Annotated in this window: 15 protein-coding genes; 11 read left to right on the top strand and 4 right to left on the bottom strand. The window is 50.1% G+C overall.

Annotated elements, in window-relative coordinates; translation table 11 throughout:
• Positions 1–129 precede the first annotated feature (129 nt).
• Both ACSR9A_RS20140 and ACSR9A_RS20135 read left to right on the top strand, forming a co-directional pair.
• A complete protein-coding gene (locus ACSR9A_RS20140) occupies positions 130–2,313 on the top strand; it encodes an S-layer homology domain-containing protein (RefSeq protein ID WP_473759162.1) in 2,184 nt (727 codons plus the stop codon).
• A gap of 108 nt (positions 2,314–2,421) precedes the next feature.
• The gene (locus ACSR9A_RS20135; RefSeq protein WP_473759160.1) at positions 2,422–3,510 is read left to right on the top strand and encodes a hypothetical protein; all 1,089 of its coding nucleotides are present in this window, start codon (positions 2,422–2,424) and stop codon (positions 3,508–3,510) included.
• A gap of 10 nt (positions 3,511–3,520) precedes the next feature.
• Here the strand turns inward: ACSR9A_RS20135 and ACSR9A_RS20130 are convergent, their stop codons facing one another.
• Both ACSR9A_RS20130 and ACSR9A_RS20125 read right to left on the bottom strand, forming a co-directional pair.
• Positions 3,521–3,889, bottom strand: a complete 369-nt coding sequence (locus ACSR9A_RS20130) for a helix-turn-helix domain-containing protein (protein WP_341279554.1) — start codon at positions 3,887–3,889, stop codon at positions 3,521–3,523.
• 408 nt (positions 3,890–4,297) lie between these two features.
• Positions 4,298–4,552: a GlsB/YeaQ/YmgE family stress response membrane protein gene (locus ACSR9A_RS20125; protein ID WP_473759158.1), complete on the bottom strand. Its 255-nt coding sequence runs from the start codon at positions 4,550–4,552 to the stop codon at positions 4,298–4,300.
• A 538-nt stretch (positions 4,553–5,090) separates the two neighbouring features.
• Between ACSR9A_RS20125 and ACSR9A_RS20120 the strand changes: the two genes are divergently transcribed.
• From ACSR9A_RS20120 to ACSR9A_RS20090, 7 genes are all read left to right on the top strand, one after another.
• Positions 5,091–5,519, top strand: coding sequence for an SRPBCC family protein (locus tag ACSR9A_RS20120; RefSeq protein ID WP_473759157.1), 429 nt, complete (start codon positions 5,091–5,093; stop codon positions 5,517–5,519).
• Entirely contained in the window at positions 5,503–5,910 is a 408-nt protein-coding gene (locus tag ACSR9A_RS20115; protein WP_473759156.1) for an ArsR/SmtB family transcription factor, read from the top strand. Before ACSR9A_RS20120 ends, ACSR9A_RS20115 begins: the two co-directional genes overlap by 17 nt.
• Before the next feature lie 167 nt (positions 5,911–6,077).
• Positions 6,078–7,391, top strand: a complete 1,314-nt coding sequence (locus ACSR9A_RS20110) for a glycosyltransferase (protein WP_473759155.1) — start codon at positions 6,078–6,080, stop codon at positions 7,389–7,391.
• A 128-nt stretch (positions 7,392–7,519) separates the two neighbouring features.
• A complete protein-coding gene (thrC, locus tag ACSR9A_RS20105) occupies positions 7,520–8,914 on the top strand; it encodes a threonine synthase (protein WP_473759154.1) in 1,395 nt (464 codons plus the stop codon).
• 95 nt (positions 8,915–9,009) lie between these two features.
• Positions 9,010–9,756 carry an SDR family NAD(P)-dependent oxidoreductase gene (locus tag ACSR9A_RS20100; RefSeq protein ID WP_473759152.1) on the top strand — a complete coding sequence of 249 codons (747 nt, stop codon included), beginning with the start codon at positions 9,010–9,012 and terminating at the stop codon, positions 9,754–9,756.
• Positions 9,757–10,461: 705 nt separating this feature from the next.
• Entirely contained in the window at positions 10,462–11,208 is a 747-nt protein-coding gene (pyrH, locus tag ACSR9A_RS20095; protein WP_473759151.1) for a UMP kinase, read from the top strand.
• Between the two features lie 132 nt (positions 11,209–11,340).
• Entirely contained in the window at positions 11,341–12,864 is a 1,524-nt protein-coding gene (locus ACSR9A_RS20090; RefSeq protein WP_473759149.1) for a stalk domain-containing protein, read from the top strand.
• Positions 12,865–13,055: 191 nt separating this feature from the next.
• On the opposite strand, the gene ACSR9A_RS20085 is transcribed toward ACSR9A_RS20090, so the two are convergent.
• Together ACSR9A_RS20085 and ACSR9A_RS20080 are read right to left on the bottom strand one after the other, a co-directional pair.
• Positions 13,056–13,460 (bottom strand): GNAT family N-acetyltransferase, encoded by a 405-nt coding sequence (locus ACSR9A_RS20085; protein WP_473759147.1) that lies wholly within the window; start codon positions 13,458–13,460, stop codon positions 13,056–13,058.
• A 526-nt stretch (positions 13,461–13,986) separates the two neighbouring features.
• Positions 13,987–15,249 (bottom strand): glucose-1-phosphate adenylyltransferase, encoded by a 1,263-nt coding sequence (locus ACSR9A_RS20080; protein ID WP_473759146.1) that lies wholly within the window; start codon positions 15,247–15,249, stop codon positions 13,987–13,989.
• 163 nt (positions 15,250–15,412) lie between these two features.
• On the opposite strand from ACSR9A_RS20080, the gene glgB reads away from it, so the two are divergent.
• Both glgB and glgA read left to right on the top strand, forming a co-directional pair.
• A complete protein-coding gene (glgB, locus tag ACSR9A_RS20075; RefSeq protein WP_473759144.1) occupies positions 15,413–17,326 on the top strand; it encodes a 1,4-alpha-glucan branching protein GlgB in 1,914 nt (637 codons plus the stop codon).
• Between the two features lie 49 nt (positions 17,327–17,375).
• Positions 17,376–18,806, top strand: a complete 1,431-nt coding sequence (gene glgA, locus ACSR9A_RS20070) for a glycogen synthase GlgA (RefSeq protein ID WP_473759142.1) — start codon at positions 17,376–17,378, stop codon at positions 18,804–18,806.
• The last annotated feature ends 28 nt before the right edge of the window (positions 18,807–18,834 follow it).

Below are 18,834 nucleotides of genomic sequence, written 5' to 3'. Positions count from 1 at the left end.
GATTTCGACCGCTTAAGCGGATTGATTCAAGGAAATCAGGGGGCAATAACGATCGGAAACCAAACCTTCCACGCAGTGCAGTTCCTTTTCAACAGGCTTTTAATCATCGAAAGAAGAGGTGAGGACGTAATGAGGTTTACGAAAAAAATCGTATCCGCTGCCCTGGCGGCAGCTGTTGCGGGTACGGCGCTGTCCGGATTGCCGCTCAGCGAGCGGGGCGTGCTGGAGAAGCTCGGCTTTGTCCAGACGGCGCATGCGGGTGCCGCTGATTCCTTTTACAGCAGTGATTTTGTCAAGCGCCTGCTGGAGCTGCATCAGTATTTGCAAATGGGCGATCCGGCTGACGTACAGGAGGTCAGAGACCTGCGTGACGAAATTGCAACGCTCAGCTTTGAAGCCAATGGCGATTTGATTGCACCGATATGGAATAAGCTATCCGGCAAAATAGATCCCTCCGTTCAGCAGCCGCTTTTCGACTTTATGGTGGCGGCGGGAAGCCTGCAATATGATCCTTCTTTTGATAATTTGGAGGCGATTCGCAAAAATCCCGCCTATAGCGGCGCTTTGCAGGTAGTAGCAGCACTCGCGAGGCAAAATCATCTAACAGTCGATGACGCCATGCAGTTTATGAATGCGCTGGAGCAAAAAACGACTTCGCTCGTTTCGGAGAAAAGCAATACCGAGCTGCTGATGCTAATGGCGAGCGAGAGCGAGCAGACGAAGCTGCTGGGCGATGCTCTGGAAACGGTTCTATCCGATACCTCGACCTACAAAGTGAGTGCTGTATTGGCCAAGCTGGACATTACGAAAAAAGACATGGTAGATACGGTCACTAACTTCCGCAAGCAGCTTAAGAAGGAAGTTCCGGCTATCCGCTCCATGATGATTGCTTATATGCGTTCAGGTGCGAAGGAGACGGTGGAAATCGACCATGAGGGCCGAAAGCATACGTACAAGCTCTCGATTTTTGGTCGTGAGGTTCCAAAGGAACTGCTGGTCTGGTCCAAAACGGCAGGCAGCAAAGATGTAAAAGTTGCGCAGTCGGGCGTGGTGACGATACCAGGCTCGGTCGTTTCTGCGAAAGCGACGCTGCGGGCAAGCCTGCTCGGCAAAGTGCTTTTCGAGAAGGAAGTGACGCTTGGCAAGGAAGAGCCCGAAGTGCCAGTGGACGATCTTCTAGCCGATTACCACAAGGAAATGAATACGATCATTGCGCAGTGGTCGCAGTCGACGTCTGAGCAGCAGCAAGTGCTGCTAGGCCAGGCGGTAGAACTGCTGCAGACGACCTGGAAGCAGGAAAACACATTCGATGTTACACCATTTATTACGGTGGACAAGGGCTATATCATTTTCAAGCCGCCGGTTGAGGTGATGCAAAACTATTTGACTCGCCGCGAAGCGGTATGGAAGGTGCTCGGCGAAAGCTTCTCCAAGCTGGAAACGGGCAGCGGCATTGACCGATACATTGTGAATACGCCTTATTTCAATTTTAGCGAATATTTGAGCGGCTCGACAGCGTCAGCGTCAGCGGGAGCGCAAGAGGGAAGCGAGAGCGATGAAACAGCGGCACTTGCTCCTTCAGATGCTGGCGAGGCTGTTGCCGAAGCTGCGACGGAGACCGTAACAGAGGCCGTTGCTGAAGCAGCCGCAGAAGTTGTAGCCGAAGCCGTAACAGAAGCCGTGCTGGAGGATACGCTTGAGACGGAGCTGTCGATTGTTATCCCGACGCAGCAAGCAGCGGTGATTGAAGATCAATCGGCCCCATCCTTCCAAGATCTAGACGGCGTATATGAATGGGCAGGCAAGGAGATTGAAGCGATAGCAGCCAAAGGCATTATTGACGGTGTGGAGGATTCGCGTTTTGATCCGGGCAAAATGGTGACACGGGCGGAGTTTGCCAAAATGCTCATTCGTTCGCTCGATTTTAAAAATGATTCATCAGCCAGCACATTTAAAGACGTGCCTTTAACCCAGTGGTATGCCCCGTATGTGGGTACAGCCGTGGAGAAAGGTCTTGTCCAAGGCCGAAGCGGCAATCGCTTCGAGCCGGAGGCGACCATTACGCATGCTGAAATGGCGACGATGATTGCAAGGGCAGCGAAGCTGTCGAAGGGGCTGGAAGAACCAGCCGATGTAAAATCAGCACTTGCCGATTTGAAAGATGCGGATAACCTGCATCCATCGTTGAAGGCGGGCGTTGCTTTCGCGGCAGCAAACAGCCTGCTGCCACTGGAGCAGGGCAGCTTTCCGGTCAATGCTAATACGACTCGCGCCGAAGCAGCGGTCATGCTGTATCGTTTGATCAATCTATAGCGCAAGCTATTGTTCAAGTTTTAACCTGCTGCAGGATGGCCCAAATGCCGGATAAAGGTGACAACACCTTTGTCCGGCTCTTTTCGCGTAAGAAAGGATGGATACAGGATGAAAAAGCGCATTTGGAAAACGATTTTAATAACCACAGCAACGATCGCCATTTTGCTTATCGGCACCGTTGGTTTTTTCTATTGGAAAATCAGCTCAATCAGCTTGGAGGATATCCAGCAGCGGCGTGCCGCTTTAGTAGCTGAGCAGGATGGAGCGGCGCCAGCCTCTGGAGGGGCGGGCAATCAGGTGGAGCTGCCGTCCTCACTGGATAATGCGGTGGGCAAAGCGGAGCAAATTGCAGGCAAAACAATCAAAAGCGATGACGCGCTGGACGTAGCCGCTATTTTGCTAAACTCCGGGTTGTCATTCCGCGAAATGTATATTTTGCTGGGGCAATCGGACGAGGAGCTGACGACGGAGGAAAAGCAGGCGATACGCGATTTGCTGCTGGCAAAGCTGACGACGGAGGAAATCGACGCCCTGCGCTCCATTACGAAGCAATATGGAAAGTATTTGGCGATTGTGGATGTGAACTATCCGATTGAAGCGGTTGGCGAGAAGGACGATGCGAAGCGCAAGGCGATTTTGGAAAAAGCAAAGCAGGCCAAGAAAGACGAGGAGGGCAAGCAAGCTGCGGAGGCGAATGCTCAAGAGACGGCTTCCTCTCAGGCAGGCTCGGCAGGCAAGACGGACGTTGCAGCTGAAACGGATGAGTCAGACAAGCAGTCAGGCGAGAAAGCGAATACGGGTACAGGTACAGGCGACAAGACTGCCAGCACGGCGAAGGATGATCAAAGCAAGACTAAAGCACTGGGCAGCAAATACGAGTCACAGCTATCCGCATTAAAAGGAAAATGCGTCAGCAATGCCAATCAATTAATGACACAGGTCGTTGCGGCAATAAACAAAAGCACGGAACTGGATGAAAAGGCGTTGCAAGGGGAGCTGCTGGGGAAAATTGCTGCTGCAGAGGCTTCTTGCGATAAACAATACCAAGCATTAATTAACAAGGCTGAAACAGAATATAAGGAAGCTGGTATAGCCTTTGCTAAAAAATCAACGTGGACGCAGGAATATCAATCCATTAAAGCGGAAATTCGCAGCAGCGCCATCAACAAACTGAACGCTGTTCAAGCAAGCGGATAAGGGGCACCGACTAGGATGGATTTTGCGAAGGGTCGCCGGATGAAGTGCGGTCGCGCACAACGCGTTCAAGCAGCATCCGGACAAGCTCTAAATCCTCCTGCTCCAGCGGAACGCCGTCCCAATGAAGCTGCTCATGGTTGAAAAACTCCTTGGCATTGTTGCTCGGCTCCTGTTGGTCAGGATAGTCCGTTAATCCTAGCAAATAATCGGATGTCGTAATTAATTTCTTCGCAATGCTTTGAATGGTCTCCAAAGTAGGCTGCCGATAGCCGGATTCATAGCCTGCATAGGTACTTTTAGCCACGCCTACGGTATCCGCTAGTTGCTGCATGGAGTATTTTCTTTTTTTTCTGAGTTGTTTAAGGCGTTTAGCAAACATGAGGACCTCCTATTAACCTTCGGTAACTACAAACATTTTACAGATATTAAAAACCAATTACAACCGATTCCAGCCCCCGCCGAATGGCGTAAAAGGCTAGATTTTTCAACGGCTGATCATTTAGGCCTATGTCTAGATTAACAACCTCGGAGCAGCAACACAAGTCTTGTAATTTGAACAATTTCTTGAATAAATATATTTTTTGAGCATAGTGAAAAATAAAGTATATATTATTACAAATTATGACACGATATTCGTTTTTCGACATGGCGTTTTGTCGCTAATGGTCGTTAAATGCTTGCGAAAAAAATACCCTGAAAAACCAAACAACCTGACATTATGCCTTCTGGCGTCAGGTTGTTTAGTTATTCTACATTTATTTGTTCAAAAAATATTGGTCTTAAACGATTATGATCGTCTTCTTCGTCCAGCCAAGATCAGGCTGAGAATGAACACCAGTACAACTGCGCCAATTAACGCTGGAATGAAATAGAAGCCGCCGATGACCGGACCAAGCTCGCCGAAGATCAAGCCTCCGAGCCATGCGCCGATAAAACCTGCAATAATATTTCCAATGATGCCTCCGGGAACGTCACGTCCAACGATCATTCCTGCGAGCCAACCGATAATGCCTCCTATAATTAATGTCCATAAAAAACCCATATTGATCACTGCCTTTCTCTTTGTGTTTGTGCTGTTCACCAATGTGTGGCTTGTGTCAGCTGTTGTAGTGTCTCATGTTATCTATGTAACCATATTTACGCGCCACTAATCAAAATCATACAGGGAGATTTTGGTTAAGCTATGTGGAGCCGTACTTATTGACATGAAACCAAAAGGTTTCGTAAAATCCGAAGGGAAACCTAATGGTTTCGTATGTATACGCATGACTAGCTGCATAACTGATGGCGTAGATGAGGCAGTGAATGAAAGGACAACAGGCAGTCAAATGTCTGCCCGTCCTCACGGACACAGAATCCGTTATTTGTTATAGAAAGTGAACTTACCCTAAGGCAGCGGACAGGAGAGGCGTTATTTGCCCGATAGAGCCGTAAAATGACGTTTAAAAGCACAAATAAGAGCGCTGGTGCCCGAGAGAATAGGAATTGCAATGATTTTGCGTATATAACGGCTTTGGTGTCCGCAAGAACTTTAGATGATACTTAGATGATAAAGCGATTATAAGAGGAGACGATCAGCAATGAGCAGCGAAGCGGCAAATACGCTGCCGGATATCCGGCAGACGCTGGTGCTTAAAGCGCCTATAGACAAAGTGTGGAAGGCAGTAGCGACGTCTGAGGGCATCGCCGCATGGTTTATGCCCAATGATTTTCAGCCGGAGGAAGGTTATGAGTTTCAGTTGGAAGCTGGCGCGTTCGGAAAGTCTTCCTGCAAGGTAACGGTCATTGATTCGCCTAACCGCCTCTCCTTCAAATGGGGCAAGGATTGGACGCTTTCCTTCGAATTAAAGGCTGTAGGAGAAGACACGGAGTTTACGCTCGTTCACAGCGGCTGGAATGCGGATACAGTGACGGAGTTTGGACAGCCTCATGAAATTGTGCGCGGCCATATGGACAAGGGCTGGACGGGCATTCAGCAAAGGCTGGCATCGTATGTCGAAGCGCAGTAGCGACGCGGCGGCGGAGCCGAAGGCAGAGGTGTTCCAAGCGATTGCCGATCCGACCCGCCGCAGCCTGCTTCGGCTGCTTGTAGATGAGGAGATGCCCGTCACTGTCATCAGCAGCCATTATGAGATGAGCCGGACGGCGGTATCGAAGCATTTGCGAATTTTGGCAGAGGCGGGACTGGTCAAGGAGCGCAAGGTTGGCCGGGAAACCCGTTACCGGCTCGATGCGGAGCCTTTGCAGCAGCTAAAGCGATGGCTCGCTTTCTACGAGCGTTATTGGGAAAATAAGCTCGGTGCGCTTAAGCGTTACGTAGAGGAAGATGGTCAGGGGGAGGGAGCGGATGCTTTTTCGGCTCCAGCAGTTGTGAATGAGCCAGCTGCGAAGCGGGATTGAAGCATGAGCTCCACTCATCTGGCTGCTCCGTTTGTCCGATGCTTCCGTCCATATGATCTCTGAGCATAGGTGTATACGACAGATGAGTTGACAATTTCCTGATTTTTCGTCATACATATATAGAGCAAGGAAGAGAATGGTCAGCAAGGAACCGGAGGTTATGGACAATGGGCAGGAAAATTATGTTTACAGGCGGAGGGACGGCAGGCCATGTGACTGTAAACTTGGCGCTGATTCCCCGTTTCGCGGAGGCTGGCTGGAAGATCCATTATATTGGATCGGAAAACGGCATAGAAAAGCAACTTACTGCTCCACTAGAGCAGCTTACATATCATGGTATTGCAACAGGCAAGCTTCGCCGCTATTTGGACTGGCAAAATGTGAAGGACCCTTTCAAGGTCATCAAAGGGGTTTTTCAAGCTTATCGGCTCATTCAGCGGGAGAAGCCGAACGTTATTTTTTCCAAGGGCGGATTTGTTTCCGTCCCGGTTGTGCTGGGCGCTTGGCTTAATCGGGTGCCGGTGCTTATTCATGAATCGGATCTGACGCCGGGACTGGCAAACCGAATTGCGATCCCTTTTGCAACGGGCGTGTGTACGACTTTTCCCGAGACAGCGCAGCACTTGCCTTCAGGCAAGGCGCATTATGTCGGCGCAGTCATCCGTGATGAGCTGAGGCAGGGCGTAGCCTCGCGAGGTAGAGCCTATTGCGGTCTGCTGCCCGCATCCGGAGCAGCTGATGCAGAAGCCTCAACAGCCTCAGGTGCAGCAGGCAGCTTACAGACGCTAAGCCAGGCGCCGCAAGTGCAGGCGTCAAAGGAAAGCGCCGACTATGCGACTAATCCTGCCAAGCTGGTCGTGAACATTTCGGGAAAAAGCGTGAGAGCAGAAGAGCCTGCGGTAGAAACAGCAAAAGTAAAAGCAGCAGTAGAGGTAAAGGGTGCGGCGCGCGTAGAGACGGGCGGAGCGAAGCCTGTTCTGCTCATTATGGGCGGCAGCCTCGGATCGCGGGCGATTAATAAGGCGGTGCGCAGTGCGCTTAGCGAGCTGACCCGCCAATTCAGCATCGTACATTTATGCGGCAAGGGACAGGTGGAGCCAGCCCTAGAAACGGCGGATTACAAGCAGTTCGAATACATCAATGAGCAGCTTCCCGATGTGCTGGCGATGAGCGATATCGTCCTTTCCCGCGCCGGCTCGAACGCGATTTTTGAGTTTCTGCATTTGCGCAAGCCGATGCTGCTTATTCCGCTTACGAAAGCACAGAGCCGGGGCGACCAACTGCTTAACGCAGATTCGTTTAAGTCTTCTGGCTTTTGCGAGGTGCTGCATGAGGAGCAGGTGACGCCTGATACGCTGCTGTCGGCGATTGAAGACGTCTACCGGAATCGCGCCGCATACATTAAGCGGATGGAGCAGGAGGAGCGCCGCGACACCTTGTCGCAGCTGTATGAGCTGATTGTATCGTCCGCGCGGAAATAACAGGCAATTCCGTATAGCGCAGCAAAGGCGTTTAGGCGATGAAATACAGGCGAGATTTCAATAATCCATTCGATTTTAACTGGAAACGATGATATGATGTTACAAAAGAATGTCGGAGGGATTACCCGGTGGAGTATATTAGTACAAGAGGAAATGTAGGCAAAATCGGATTTATCGACGCTTTTCTAATGGGTCTTGCAGATGACGGAGGTTTGCTCGTTCCGAGTGAAATTCCTGTTTTTTCGGCTGAAAAGCTGAAGGCGTGGCAGCACCTGTCTTATCAGGAGCTGGTGCTGGAGATTTTCGGTTATTTCACGAATGATGAAATTCCGGCGGAAGACTTGCGGGCGATGGTGAATGCCAGCTACGGAACATTCCGCGATCCAGGCGTTACGCCTGTTCGCCGCTTGAAGGACAACCTGTATTTGCTGGAGCTGTTCCACGGCCCAACCTTTGCATTTAAAGACATTGCGCTGCAATTTATGGGCGAATTATATACGTATGTATCCCGCAAGCAAAGCAAGACGATTCATATTCTTGGCGCGACATCCGGCGATACGGGCGCATCGGCGATTCAAGGCGTACGTGGAAAAGACGGCATCAAAATTTGCATTTTGCATCCGCATGGCAAAGTCAGCAAGGTGCAGGAGCTGCAAATGACGACAGTTCCGGACGACAACGTCTTGAACCTGTCGGTCGACGGCAATTTTGACGACTGCCAGCGCATCATTAAAGATTTGTTTGCGGATTTGGAGTTTAAGTCCGCGAACCATCTTTGTGCAATTAACTCCATTAACTTTGTGCGCATTTTGGCGCAGACGGTTTATTATTTCTATGCTTACTTCCAGGTTGCGAAGCAGCAGGATGTGCAGGAAGTCAATTTCAGCGTGCCGACTGGCAACTTTGGCGATATTTTCGCGGGCTACCTTGCGAAGCGCATGGGTCTTCCGGTGAACAAGCTGATTTTGGCAACGAACGAAAACAACATTTTGGAGCGTTTCATCAAGGAAGGCGTGTACATGCCGGGAGATTTCCGCAGCACGTACAGCCCTTCGATGGACATTCAAGTGGCAAGCAACTTCGAGCGTTATTTGTATTATGTGCTGGGTGAAAACCCGCAGCTGATTACAGAGCTAATGAACCAGTTCCGCAAGGAAGGCAAGCTCGTTATTTCTGGGGATGATCTGCAGCGGGTTCAAGCCGAATTCGGCGCTCATGGCGTTGGCGGGCAGGAATGTCTCGATACGATCAGCAAATACAATGCCGAAAGCGATTATTTGCTTGACCCTCACTCCGCTTGCGGCGTGGCGGCAGCTGATCAATGTGCACAAAGCGGCGATGTAACGATTTCGCTGGCTACGGCGCATCCAGCCAAGTTTGATGAGGCGATACGTCTTTGCAGCATTGAGCAGACCTTCCCTGAGCAAATTTCGTCCTTGTTCGAGAAAACGCAGCGCCAGACTCGCGTAGAAGGCACGCAGGAAGCGATTGTCAGCGAGCTGTTGAAATTTTATAACGCATAATCGCGCTTAAACAGCGGGAGCAGCCGGTCAGAGCCTATCTGATCGGCTGTTTGTGCACAATGAGGTAAAGGACGTAGAGAGGAGGCAGCTTGTTTATGGACTATAGTGGAAAAATAGTGCTGGTAACCGGCGCCGCGCGTGGCATCGGCTTTGCTGTTGCCGAAGCCTATACGAGGCAGGGCGCCTTCGTTATTGCGGCAGACCGCGACAGCGAAGGCGCCAAGAAGGCGGCGCTTCGTATACAAGAGCAGGGTGGCAAAGCTGCCGCCTATACCATTGATTTGGCTCAGCCAGCGGAAATTGAAGCGATGTTCGCTTTTATAAGCGAGACCTACGGCGGCCTGGATGTGCTGATTAACAATGCGGGTTATGCGGTGTGGAAGTCGCCATACGATCTGGAGGTTGAAGAATGGGATGCGCTGCTCCATACGAATTTGCGCGGCACTTTTTTGTGCGCAAGGGAAGCCGCTAAGCTGATGCGCGGCAACGGAGGAGGAGCCATCGTCAATATGGCCTCGACGCGTGCCCTAATGTCTGAGCCCAATACGGAGGCGTATGCGGCCTCCAAGGGCGGCATTGTTGCGCTGACGCATGCACTGGCCCTTTCTTTTGGCCCGGATCGCATTCGCGTGAATGCCATCAGCCCCGGCTGGATCGAAACCGGCGATTATGAAGCACTACGGCCGGAGGATCACAGCCAGCATCCGTCCATGCGGGTCGGCAAGCCGGAGGATATCGCCAAAGCGTGCTTTTATTTGACCGATCCGGGCAATGATTTCGTTAATGGCATTAATCTCGTCGTTGATGGCGGCATGACGCGCAAAATGATTTACGAGGAATAGCGTCATTTCGTATCAGTATCGCAAGCCCTAAGCCTAAGCTACTATTGCAACTTGCATAGCGCTGGCGTAGAATAAGACAAAATAAAGCAGGAATAAGGGAAGGAGATGGGAGTATGGAGCGAAAGCCAAGGCAATGGCGCAGCCGGTTTTGCCCGTCCAGCCCGAAGCGCGTTTCTATTTCCATTCCTTTGAAACACCAAGGCATTTGATGCTTTGGTGTTTTTTTATGTCTTTTTTCAAAATATAAGACTTTATAAGTTTTCCCCCTTATAGTCTGCTTATATTTCTCGGACTGAAACGAGCCGCGCCGCCAGAGGACAGCAAAGCCGTTTACGCTTGAAATATAGGAAAGTATATGATTTCGTCATACTTTCTCTATATTTCATCGCGAAACGAAAGCTTTGCCGCCAAAGGACGGCAAAGCCGTTTACGCTTGAAATATAGGAAAGTATATGATTTCGTCATACTTTCTCTATATTTCATCGCGAAACGAAAGCTTTGCCGCCAGAGGACAGCAAAGCCGTTTACGCTTGAAATATAGGAAAGTATATGATTTCGTCATACTTTCTCTATATTTCATCGCGAAACGAAAGCTTTGCCGCCAGAGGACAGCAAAGCCGTTTACGCTTGAGTCACTCGTTAAATGGCTCAGTCCCCCATGTTCTGCTTCTTGCGAACGTTAATCTAACTGGAGGTGCATGATCAATGACGAACAACAGGTATAAGAGAGTGCTGATTAAGCTGAGCGGAGGAGCGGTTGCAGGTGGAAGCGAGTTCGGCTTTGAGCCTGAAAAGCTGGAGCATATCGCGAGCGAGGTGCTGTCCGTCGTGAAGATGGGCGTAGAGGTATCGCTCGTTATTGGGGGTGGCAATATTTTTCGCGGCAATATGGGCGAGAGCTGGGGCATTGAGCGTGCGGAGGCGGATAATATCGGTACGCTGGCGACGGTTATTAACAGTCTGATGCTCAGAGGCGTGCTGAAAGCCAGAACGAAGAAGGAAGTGCGCGTCATGACGGCACTGCCGGTCAGCAGCGTTGCCGAGCCTTACATCCGTTTGCGCGCGGTGCATCATTTGGAGAAGGGGTATATCGTCATTTTTGCTGGCGGTAACGGCCAGCCGTATGTGACGACGGATTATCCATCCGTGCAGCGGGCGATTGAGGTAGGGTGCGATGCGCTGCTGGTCGCCAAGCAGGGCGTAGATGGCGTGCTTGACGCCGATCCCAAGCTGCATAAGGGAGCGCGAAAATTCAAATCGCTGCACTACAACGATGTACTGGATCAGCAGCTTAAGGTGATGGACCAGTCGGCCTTTATTTTGGCGCGGGACTATAATCTGCCGATTCATGTGTTTAATTTCGACAAGCCGGGCTCGATGAAGGCGATTTGCCATGGCAGCCATGTCGGCACGCTGATCAGCAACAGCTCTGTGCTGGAAATGGATGCCTGATTTTTTTAAAACCCCCTCTTCTATCAACCTAATGACTGAATGAACAAATAGCCATGCAGCCATCAAGCTGCAACCTTCCAATTGGGAACACCGTCCATATAGACAGCTTGTAAATGGTCATTGGGGGTAGGGATGAAGATGTTCAACACAACGACGACAAGGCAGTCTAACAAGAGCGGGAAAGCTTGGCGCGGCTTGCTGGCGCTTACTCTTCTAGCAGCGATTGTATGGACGGGGGGCCCGCACAGTGCAGCGATTGCCAGCGGGGAGCAAGCAGCAAGCCAATTGCAAAAGCAAGGGCAGGAGCAAGCTGTCGAAGCTGCTGAGGCCGTCCCCAAAAGCTTTACGCAAATAGAAGCCGCCCATAACTATACGATTGCGCTGCGCAGTGACGGCACGGTTTGGGCCTGGGGACGCAATTTGTGGGGAGAGCTTGGGCTGGAGGGAAATCCAGGTTTTCGCAATACAGTAGCGCCCGTACGTTATGCCGGACTTTCCGATACTGTCTATATTCATATCAATAAGAGTGATCAAAACTATATGGCGGTAAAGGCAGACGGAACGGTCTGGACCTGGGGCCACAATGACAGCAGCGGAAAAGATGCAAATGGGCTTCGGCAGGTAGCGGGCGCTGCTGGCGTAGCGAAGGTGGCAGGCGGATATGGCTATGATATAGCTTTATTGAACAATGGTACGGTCTCAACATGGACGAAGCAGCAAGACGACACCGGAAAGCTCAGCTTTGGTAAACCAGCTGCCGTGAAGGGCTTAAATCAAGTCGTGCAGGTTGCATACGGTTATCCTAAGGCTTACGCCGTGAAGAAGGATGGAACGGTATGGAGCTGGCAGCCTGTGGCGGCGCCCCGAGAGGGTACGGAGACGATTAAGCCTACAGCTCCTGCTAAACTATCCGGCTTGTCTGGCATAACCTCCATCGTTGCGTATAACAGCGGTGTGATGGCATTAGATACGAAAGGAAAAGCGTGGAGTATTGCTGAAAATGGCAAAAAACAAGCTCTGTATCCGATACTTACGCTGAAGGAAATAAGCGGGAATGAGGACAGCCAGCTTTTGCTGACGACAGGTGGCGAGGTTTTTGCTTATGGACAGACCGCTACTGGCAAGCAGGGCAAAGTGCGAGGGCTCACCCGGATCAAGCATATCGCAGCCGGGGAAGACCACGGCGTTGCCATTGATGAGGATGGCAAGGCATGGGGCTGGGGCCACAACAAGTTCTATGAAACAGGCGGACCATCCGTGCGCAGTGATGGCATGGTTTATACGCCTATGCTGGCAAGGCCGGCTGTTGATACCATCATAAATGGGCAATGGCTAAGCAGCATTTACCCTACACTTCCGCAAGGAGAGACGGTATATGTGCCGATAAAAGACGTAGCCAAAAAATTAGGCATGACGTTGAGCTCCGTTCTTAATAAAGAAGGCTTTAGAATTTATACGCTTAAATATAAGGAACGCTCAGCAACCTTCCGTATAGGCGATACCCAGGCGAAAGCAGGCAATGTAACGTTTGAGCTGCCAGAGGCTCCGATTGTTTATTCCGGTGCAACGGCCGTTCCGTACCAGTTGCTGGAGCAAGGCTTGGGGCTCACGGTTCAATGGAACGAGCAGCTCAGTCAGCTGACAATTTCGAATTAGTTGTCGAAAGAAAATAAAGAGTTAGACTGAAATCGTTAATTTAATGTTTTTTTTATAATTAAGAATCTTCAGCTTTTGAAAAATAAATTTTAGACTGATCCATTAAAAGAAGCAGCGGCGGACCAAGACTTGAAAAATAAAGTCTTAGACTGCCGCTGTTGTCATTCAACTAACGTCTCCAGTTAGCTCAATCATATCAACTCTGAGATAAACATTGGTGTAGCTCCATCCTCTATATTAAAGCCAAATTTATTATAGAAATCCACTGCATGAGGATAAGAAATTAATACTTTTGTTTTACACCCTTTATATCTATCAAGCATTATATTCATCATTTCCTTACCTATACCTCTACTCTGATAACTCGGATTAATAAGCATATAATGAAAATATACCGTTAAAACACCATCTGACAAAGCATTTATTAAACCGACAAGCTTTCCTCCTTCCCAAGCGGTAACAATGGAATGAGACCCTCCGATTGCTTGTAAAAGCTCGTTTGGATACTTGCCAGACTCCCATTCTACCGAAAGAAATAACTCTTGGAGTGCATCCTTAGTGATATCCTCTTTGCTTGAAGCGTAATAAATACTCACTCCTATACCTTCCTTTCATTAAACTAACTATGGCACAACATCTGTTTTAAAATCCCATATTTAGATGTTTTTGAAATCCTTACGAAACCATAAAATAATACCGTCAAAGCAATTTCGGATTTCTCAAAGTGAATAATCACTTTATTTATCTCATTATACTATTAAAAATATGTATAGAAAATGGATTAACTGAAGTGAAATTTGTATTTATTCACATTAGAGAACATTAATCTAACCAAAAGGAAAAACCCTTTAACAACCTCAAATACCCCTCGGCCCGCCTTGCTTCGTGGACCGAGGGGTATTTTTTGAAATATAGGAAAGGATATGATTTTCCCATCCTTTCTCTATAGTTCTCAGAATGAAACGCGCTGCACCGCCAGAGGACGGCTTTCGGCCGTTTCACCTGGCCTAAGCCGCTATATAATTTGCTGCTTCGGCAAGCAGGGTAAAGCGTGCGTCTTGTCGAAAGTAATGGGATACAGCAGCGTTCATGCTGCAAGACATCCACTCACGACACAACACATTAATAGTGCAAGACGCTATTGCTGAATCGTTCTTCTCCTGTACCAACAAGCTCTGTCGCAGAATTCTCATACTGTTCTAATTGTTCAAGCGCCTTCAATTTGCTGCCGCTGCTAGTTATAAGCTGAGCCACAATTGCTTCGCCGGGGGCGACGACGGTTATGTCTCCGTGAGTTCTCTCCCCGATGATTGCGCCGTCATGAATAACGGCGTTTTCGCCAATAATGGCTCTATGAATAATAACATTGCGCCCAATTTTTGCACCGGGCATGATGATGCTTTCGGCGATGCCGCTGCCTTTTCCAATGCTGACTCCTGCGCCCAGCACTGAGCGTGAAATCCGGCCTTCGATTGTGCAGCCAGGGTGGGCAATGCTATTGCTCAGCACAGCTTGCGGGCTGACATAGGGTTTTCGTACCGGCTGAACCTCTTTGGATCGCAGAGGCCACGTTTCTGTAGTCAAGCTCATCTCGCCGTCAAGCAGCTCCATATGCGCTTCCCACAGGCTTTCTACGGTGCCGACATCACGCCAGTAGCCCTCATATGGATAAGCGTTCAAGTTTTCCTCTGCAGCCAAAATGGCGGGAATAATATCTTTGCCAAAGTCATGGCTTGAATGAGGGTTTGCGGCGTCCTCCAGCAGGATGCTTCTCAAATCTTGCCAGCGGAATAAATAAATGCCCATAGAAGCCAAGTTGCTTTCCGGGGTTGCTGGCTTCTCTTCAAACTTCACAATGCGGGACTGCTCGTCCGTATGCATAATGCCGAAGCGATGGGCTTCACGCCATGGGACCTGCTTGACGGCAATGGTGGCCATTGCCTTGCTTGCCTTGTGAAATTCCAGCATTGGGCGATAATCCATTTGGTAAATGTGATCGCCTGATAAAACAAGCACATGCTCCGGATGATGCTCGTCCACATAAGCAACGTTGCGAACAATCGCATCGGCCGTGCCCGTATAGCAGCCTGAGCTTGATACCCGAGAAGCTGGCAGCATCGTAATTTCGCCAGAATGCTTCGTCGTTGTTGAGCGCAGCCAAGCTTCTCCATCCGTAATGTGGTCACGAACCGAATCGGAGCAATATTGAGTGAGCACGCCAATGGTGCGAATGCCTGAGTTAATGCAATTGCTTAATGGAAAATCAATCATGCGGAAGCGATCGCCAAAAGATACGACGGGCTTGGCCATTTGGCCTGTAAACGGTGCTAAACGACTTCCTTGTCCTCCAGCTAGCAGCATAGCGATGCAATCGGTATTATGCATTAGGCTTTTTCCCTCCAGGCCGTCCGTGACGGGTTGTTGTAAGGTATTTTTAAACGACTGAAGGGCGCTTGAAACGATTGAGTCAAAACCAATTTTTAAGGTTAATATTAGCTTTCGTGTGCTTTACTATACGTTCATTGCGAACATAAAGCGGGTGAAATGGATGGAAATCTCCACATTGTCCGAAGAAGAAATTTTTCTGTTTCATGAAGGAACATGGGCGCATAGCTATCGAAAAATGGGCGCTCACCAAGCAATCGAGCATGGAATCGAAGGCACTCGCTTTAACGTTTGGGCGCCGGAGGCGCGGGAGGTTCGTCTGGCGACGGATTTTAACGGGTGGCATGGCGGCAATGAGCCGCTAAACCGGCTTAACAAGTCCGGCATCTGGACAGGCTTCTTCCCGAATATGCCGAAGGGCGCTTTGTATAAATATGAAATTGTAACCCAAAATGGGGAGAGGCTGCTCAAAGCCGATCCTTATGCCGTATATGCCGAGGTAAGGCCGCAAACGGCATCCCGCGTATGGTCGCTGGACGGTTATTCATGGCAGGATGAGGCGTGGATGCGCGGAAAAAAAACGCCGTATGCCCGTCCAATGAACATTTACGAGGTGCATCTTGGCAGCTGGCGCAGGCATAAGGATGATACGCTGCTTTCCTACAGCGAGCTGGCTGATCAATTGGTCGCTTATGTAGCGGACATGGGCTATACCCATCTGGAGCTGCTGCCGCTAACCGAGCATCCATACGATAAATCATGGGGCTACCAGCCAACTGGCTATTATGCCGCGACTAGCCGCTACGGTGAACCGCAGCAATTAATGGAGCTGATAGATCGGTGCCATCAAAACGGGATTGGTGTCATTCTCGACTGGGTGCCGGGGCATTTTGCCAAGGATGCGCATGGCTTGCGTCGTTTTGACGGCTCGGCTTTGTTTGAAAATGAAGACCCGCTCATTGCCGAGAAGCCCGGCTGGGGAACGCTCGCCTTCGATTACGGAAAGCCGGAGGTTTGCAATTTTTTAATTTCGAATGCATTGTTTTGGTTTGACCTGTTTCATATTGATGGCTTGCGCGTTGATGCGGTCACCAGCATTTTGTATCATGATTTTGATAAAAAACCAGGCCAGTGGCGTCCGAATGAATTCGGCGGCAAGGAGCATCTCGAAGGCATCGCTTTTTTGCGGCAGCTCAATAAGACCGTTTTTCAATATTACCCGCATGCCCTTATGATGGCCGAGGAGTCGCATGCTTATCCCGGCGTTACGAAGGCAGTTGATGAAGGCGGGCTTGGATTTAACTACAAGTGGAATATGGGCTGGATGAATGACACGCTAAGCTATGCGAAGCAGTCTTTTTTCGAGCGGAAAAATCATCATAATTTGCTGACCTTTCCGATTTGGTATGCTTGGCAGGACAATCATGCGCTGCCGCTGTCTCATGATGAGGTCGTGCATGGGAAAAAATCGCTGCTGAACAAAATGCCCGGCAGCTATGAGCAAAAATTTGCCGGTTTGCGGCTGTTCTACGGCTATATGATGACCCATCCTGGCAAAAAGCTGCTGTTTATGGGCGGCGAATTTGCCCAGTTCATCGAGTGGAAGGACGACGCGGAGCTTGACTGGCTGCTGCTGGATTATGAGCCCCATTGGCGGATGCAGGCTTATACGCGCAGGCTGAATCAGCTGTATGCCCAGGAGAAAGCGCTGTGGAAGCTGGATCATGATTACAAGGGCTTCGAATGGATTGAGCACGAGGATCATTTGCAAAGTGTCCTTTCTTATCGCAGATTAGCCAGCCCGAAGGGTGAAGCGCTTATCATGCTGTGCAATTTTACCGATTACGCACATCCGGTTTATCGTATTGGCGTGCCGAGCGCAGGGGATTATGAGATCGTGCTGAATAGTGATGAGCCTGCTTATGGCGGGTCGGGTTTTCAAGCGGAGCTGCTGCGGGAAGGTGGAGCTATTGCATCCCAGCGCATCAACTGGCATGATAAGAAAAACAGCGTAGAGCTGCCGCTGCCGCCGTTATCTGTCCTTATTTTGCGGCGGGTAAAGGTGAAGCGTTCCTGATAGATCGGCATTGCAGCATTATGAAACCAAAGAGCAGGGGATGAAAAGCATGAACGTATTGTTTGCGGCTGCGGAATGCGTGCCATTTATGAAGACGGGTGGCCTTGCTGATGTAGCAGGCTCTCTGCCGGAAGCATTGAATGAGAAGGGAGCGGATGTCCGCGTCATTATGCCGCTTTACGCTTCGGTGAAGGACGTATATCGGGCGCAGATGAAGGAGCTTGGATTCATCTATGTATCGGTAGGCTGGCGCCATGTTTACTGCGGCATCAAGGAGCTTGTCCATGAAGGCGTCGTTTATTATTTTATCGACAATGAGCATTATTTCCGTCGCGGCTCGGCTTATGGCTATGGGGATGACGGCGAGCGTTACGCTTTTTTCTGCCGGGCGGTGCTTGATGCGCTGCCGGTGATGGGCTTCATCCCGGATGTGCTGCATTGCCATGATTGGCATACGGGCATGATTCCTGCTTTGCTCAAGCATCATTATTGGCATCGGCCGGAATATTCCCACGTGAAGACGGTGTTCACCATTCATAATTTGCAATATCAGGGCAACTACCCTCATCAAGCGTTGGGCGACTGGCTGGGGCTGCAAAATGAGATGTTCACTCCGGACGGAGTCGAATATCATGGTTCGGTGAGCTTTATGAAGGCGGGCATTCAGCTTGCTGACCGGGTGACAACAGTCAGCCCGACCTATGCCAATGAAATCCGCACAGCTGAATACGGTTATGGCATGGATGGCACGCTGCGGGCGAAAGGCGAGCGGCTCCTCGGTATTGTTAACGGCATCGATGCGCGCAGCTACAACCCGGAGACCGATCCGTTCATTCCATTCCCATACAAGGACAGCCTTAAGCTGAAAAAGCAAAACAAAACGGCACTCCAGCAGGAGCTCGGACTGCCGGTCAACGATGCGATTCCCCTCATCGGCATGGTCGGCAGGCTTGTGGATCAAAAAGGGCTGCCGCTCGTGCTGGAAGTGCTGGACGAGCTGCTGCAAACAGAGGATATTCAGCTTGTGCTGCTTGGCACCGGTGAACCCGAGATGGAGCACGCGTTCCGCGCCGCTCAGTATCGTTATCCAGGCAAAATGGTTTCATGGATCGGCTTTGATGATGGCGTAGCCCGCCGTATTTATGCGGCATCCGATATGTTCCTCATGCCGTCCTTATTCGAGCCATGCGGAATTAGTCAGCTTCTGGCGCTGCGTTACGGCAGCTTGCCTATCGTACGCGAGGTTGGCGGGCTCAAGGATACCGTTCAAAGCTACAATGAGTGGACGGGAGAGGGCAACGGCTTCTCCTTCGCCAAATACAATAGCCGTGATATGCTGAATACGATTCGTTATGCTATTCATATTTGGTGGAATGAGTCCCATCGAAGCAAGCTGACTGCAGCCGCCTTTGCCGGCGATTACAGCTGGGGAGCGTCGGCCGAGCAATACATAGCCCTGTATAAAGAGCTGAGTCAATAAAGTTTCGGGACAAAAGGAGTGTGACCGC

The sequence above is a fragment of the Paenibacillus sp. R-74696 genome (assembly GCF_055814915.1).
Note: the sequence above shows the minus strand (reverse complement) of the source record. Positions and strands in the feature narration are given on the sequence as shown.

Excerpts from the sequence above, each read along its gene's own strand:
- ACSR9A_RS20110 (WP_473759155.1), top strand. The coding sequence starts at position 6,078 with ATGGGCAGGAAAATTATGTTTACAGGCGGAGGGACGGCAGGCCATGTG.
- ACSR9A_RS20120 (WP_473759157.1), top strand. The coding sequence starts at position 5,091 with ATGAGCAGCGAAGCGGCAAATACGCTGCCGGATATCCGGCAGACGCTG.
- ACSR9A_RS20140 (WP_473759162.1), top strand. The coding sequence starts at position 130 with ATGAGGTTTACGAAAAAAATCGTATCCGCTGCCCTGGCGGCAGCTGTT.
- ACSR9A_RS20130 (WP_341279554.1), bottom strand. The coding sequence starts at position 3,889 with ATGTTTGCTAAACGCCTTAAACAACTCAGAAAAAAAAGAAAATACTCC.
- glgB (WP_473759144.1), top strand. The coding sequence starts at position 15,413 with ATGGAAATCTCCACATTGTCCGAAGAAGAAATTTTTCTGTTTCATGAA.
- ACSR9A_RS20080 (WP_473759146.1), bottom strand. The coding sequence starts at position 15,249 with ATGCATAATACCGATTGCATCGCTATGCTGCTAGCTGGAGGACAAGGA.
- pyrH (WP_473759151.1), top strand. The coding sequence starts at position 10,462 with ATGACGAACAACAGGTATAAGAGAGTGCTGATTAAGCTGAGCGGAGGA.
- ACSR9A_RS20090 (WP_473759149.1), top strand. The coding sequence starts at position 11,341 with ATGAAGATGTTCAACACAACGACGACAAGGCAGTCTAACAAGAGCGGG.
- ACSR9A_RS20135 (WP_473759160.1), top strand. The coding sequence starts at position 2,422 with ATGAAAAAGCGCATTTGGAAAACGATTTTAATAACCACAGCAACGATC.
- ACSR9A_RS20125 (WP_473759158.1), bottom strand. The coding sequence starts at position 4,552 with ATGGGTTTTTTATGGACATTAATTATAGGAGGCATTATCGGTTGGCTC.
- ACSR9A_RS20115 (WP_473759156.1), top strand. The coding sequence starts at position 5,503 with ATGTCGAAGCGCAGTAGCGACGCGGCGGCGGAGCCGAAGGCAGAGGTG.
- ACSR9A_RS20100 (WP_473759152.1), top strand. The coding sequence starts at position 9,010 with ATGGACTATAGTGGAAAAATAGTGCTGGTAACCGGCGCCGCGCGTGGC.
- glgA (WP_473759142.1), top strand. The coding sequence starts at position 17,376 with ATGAACGTATTGTTTGCGGCTGCGGAATGCGTGCCATTTATGAAGACG.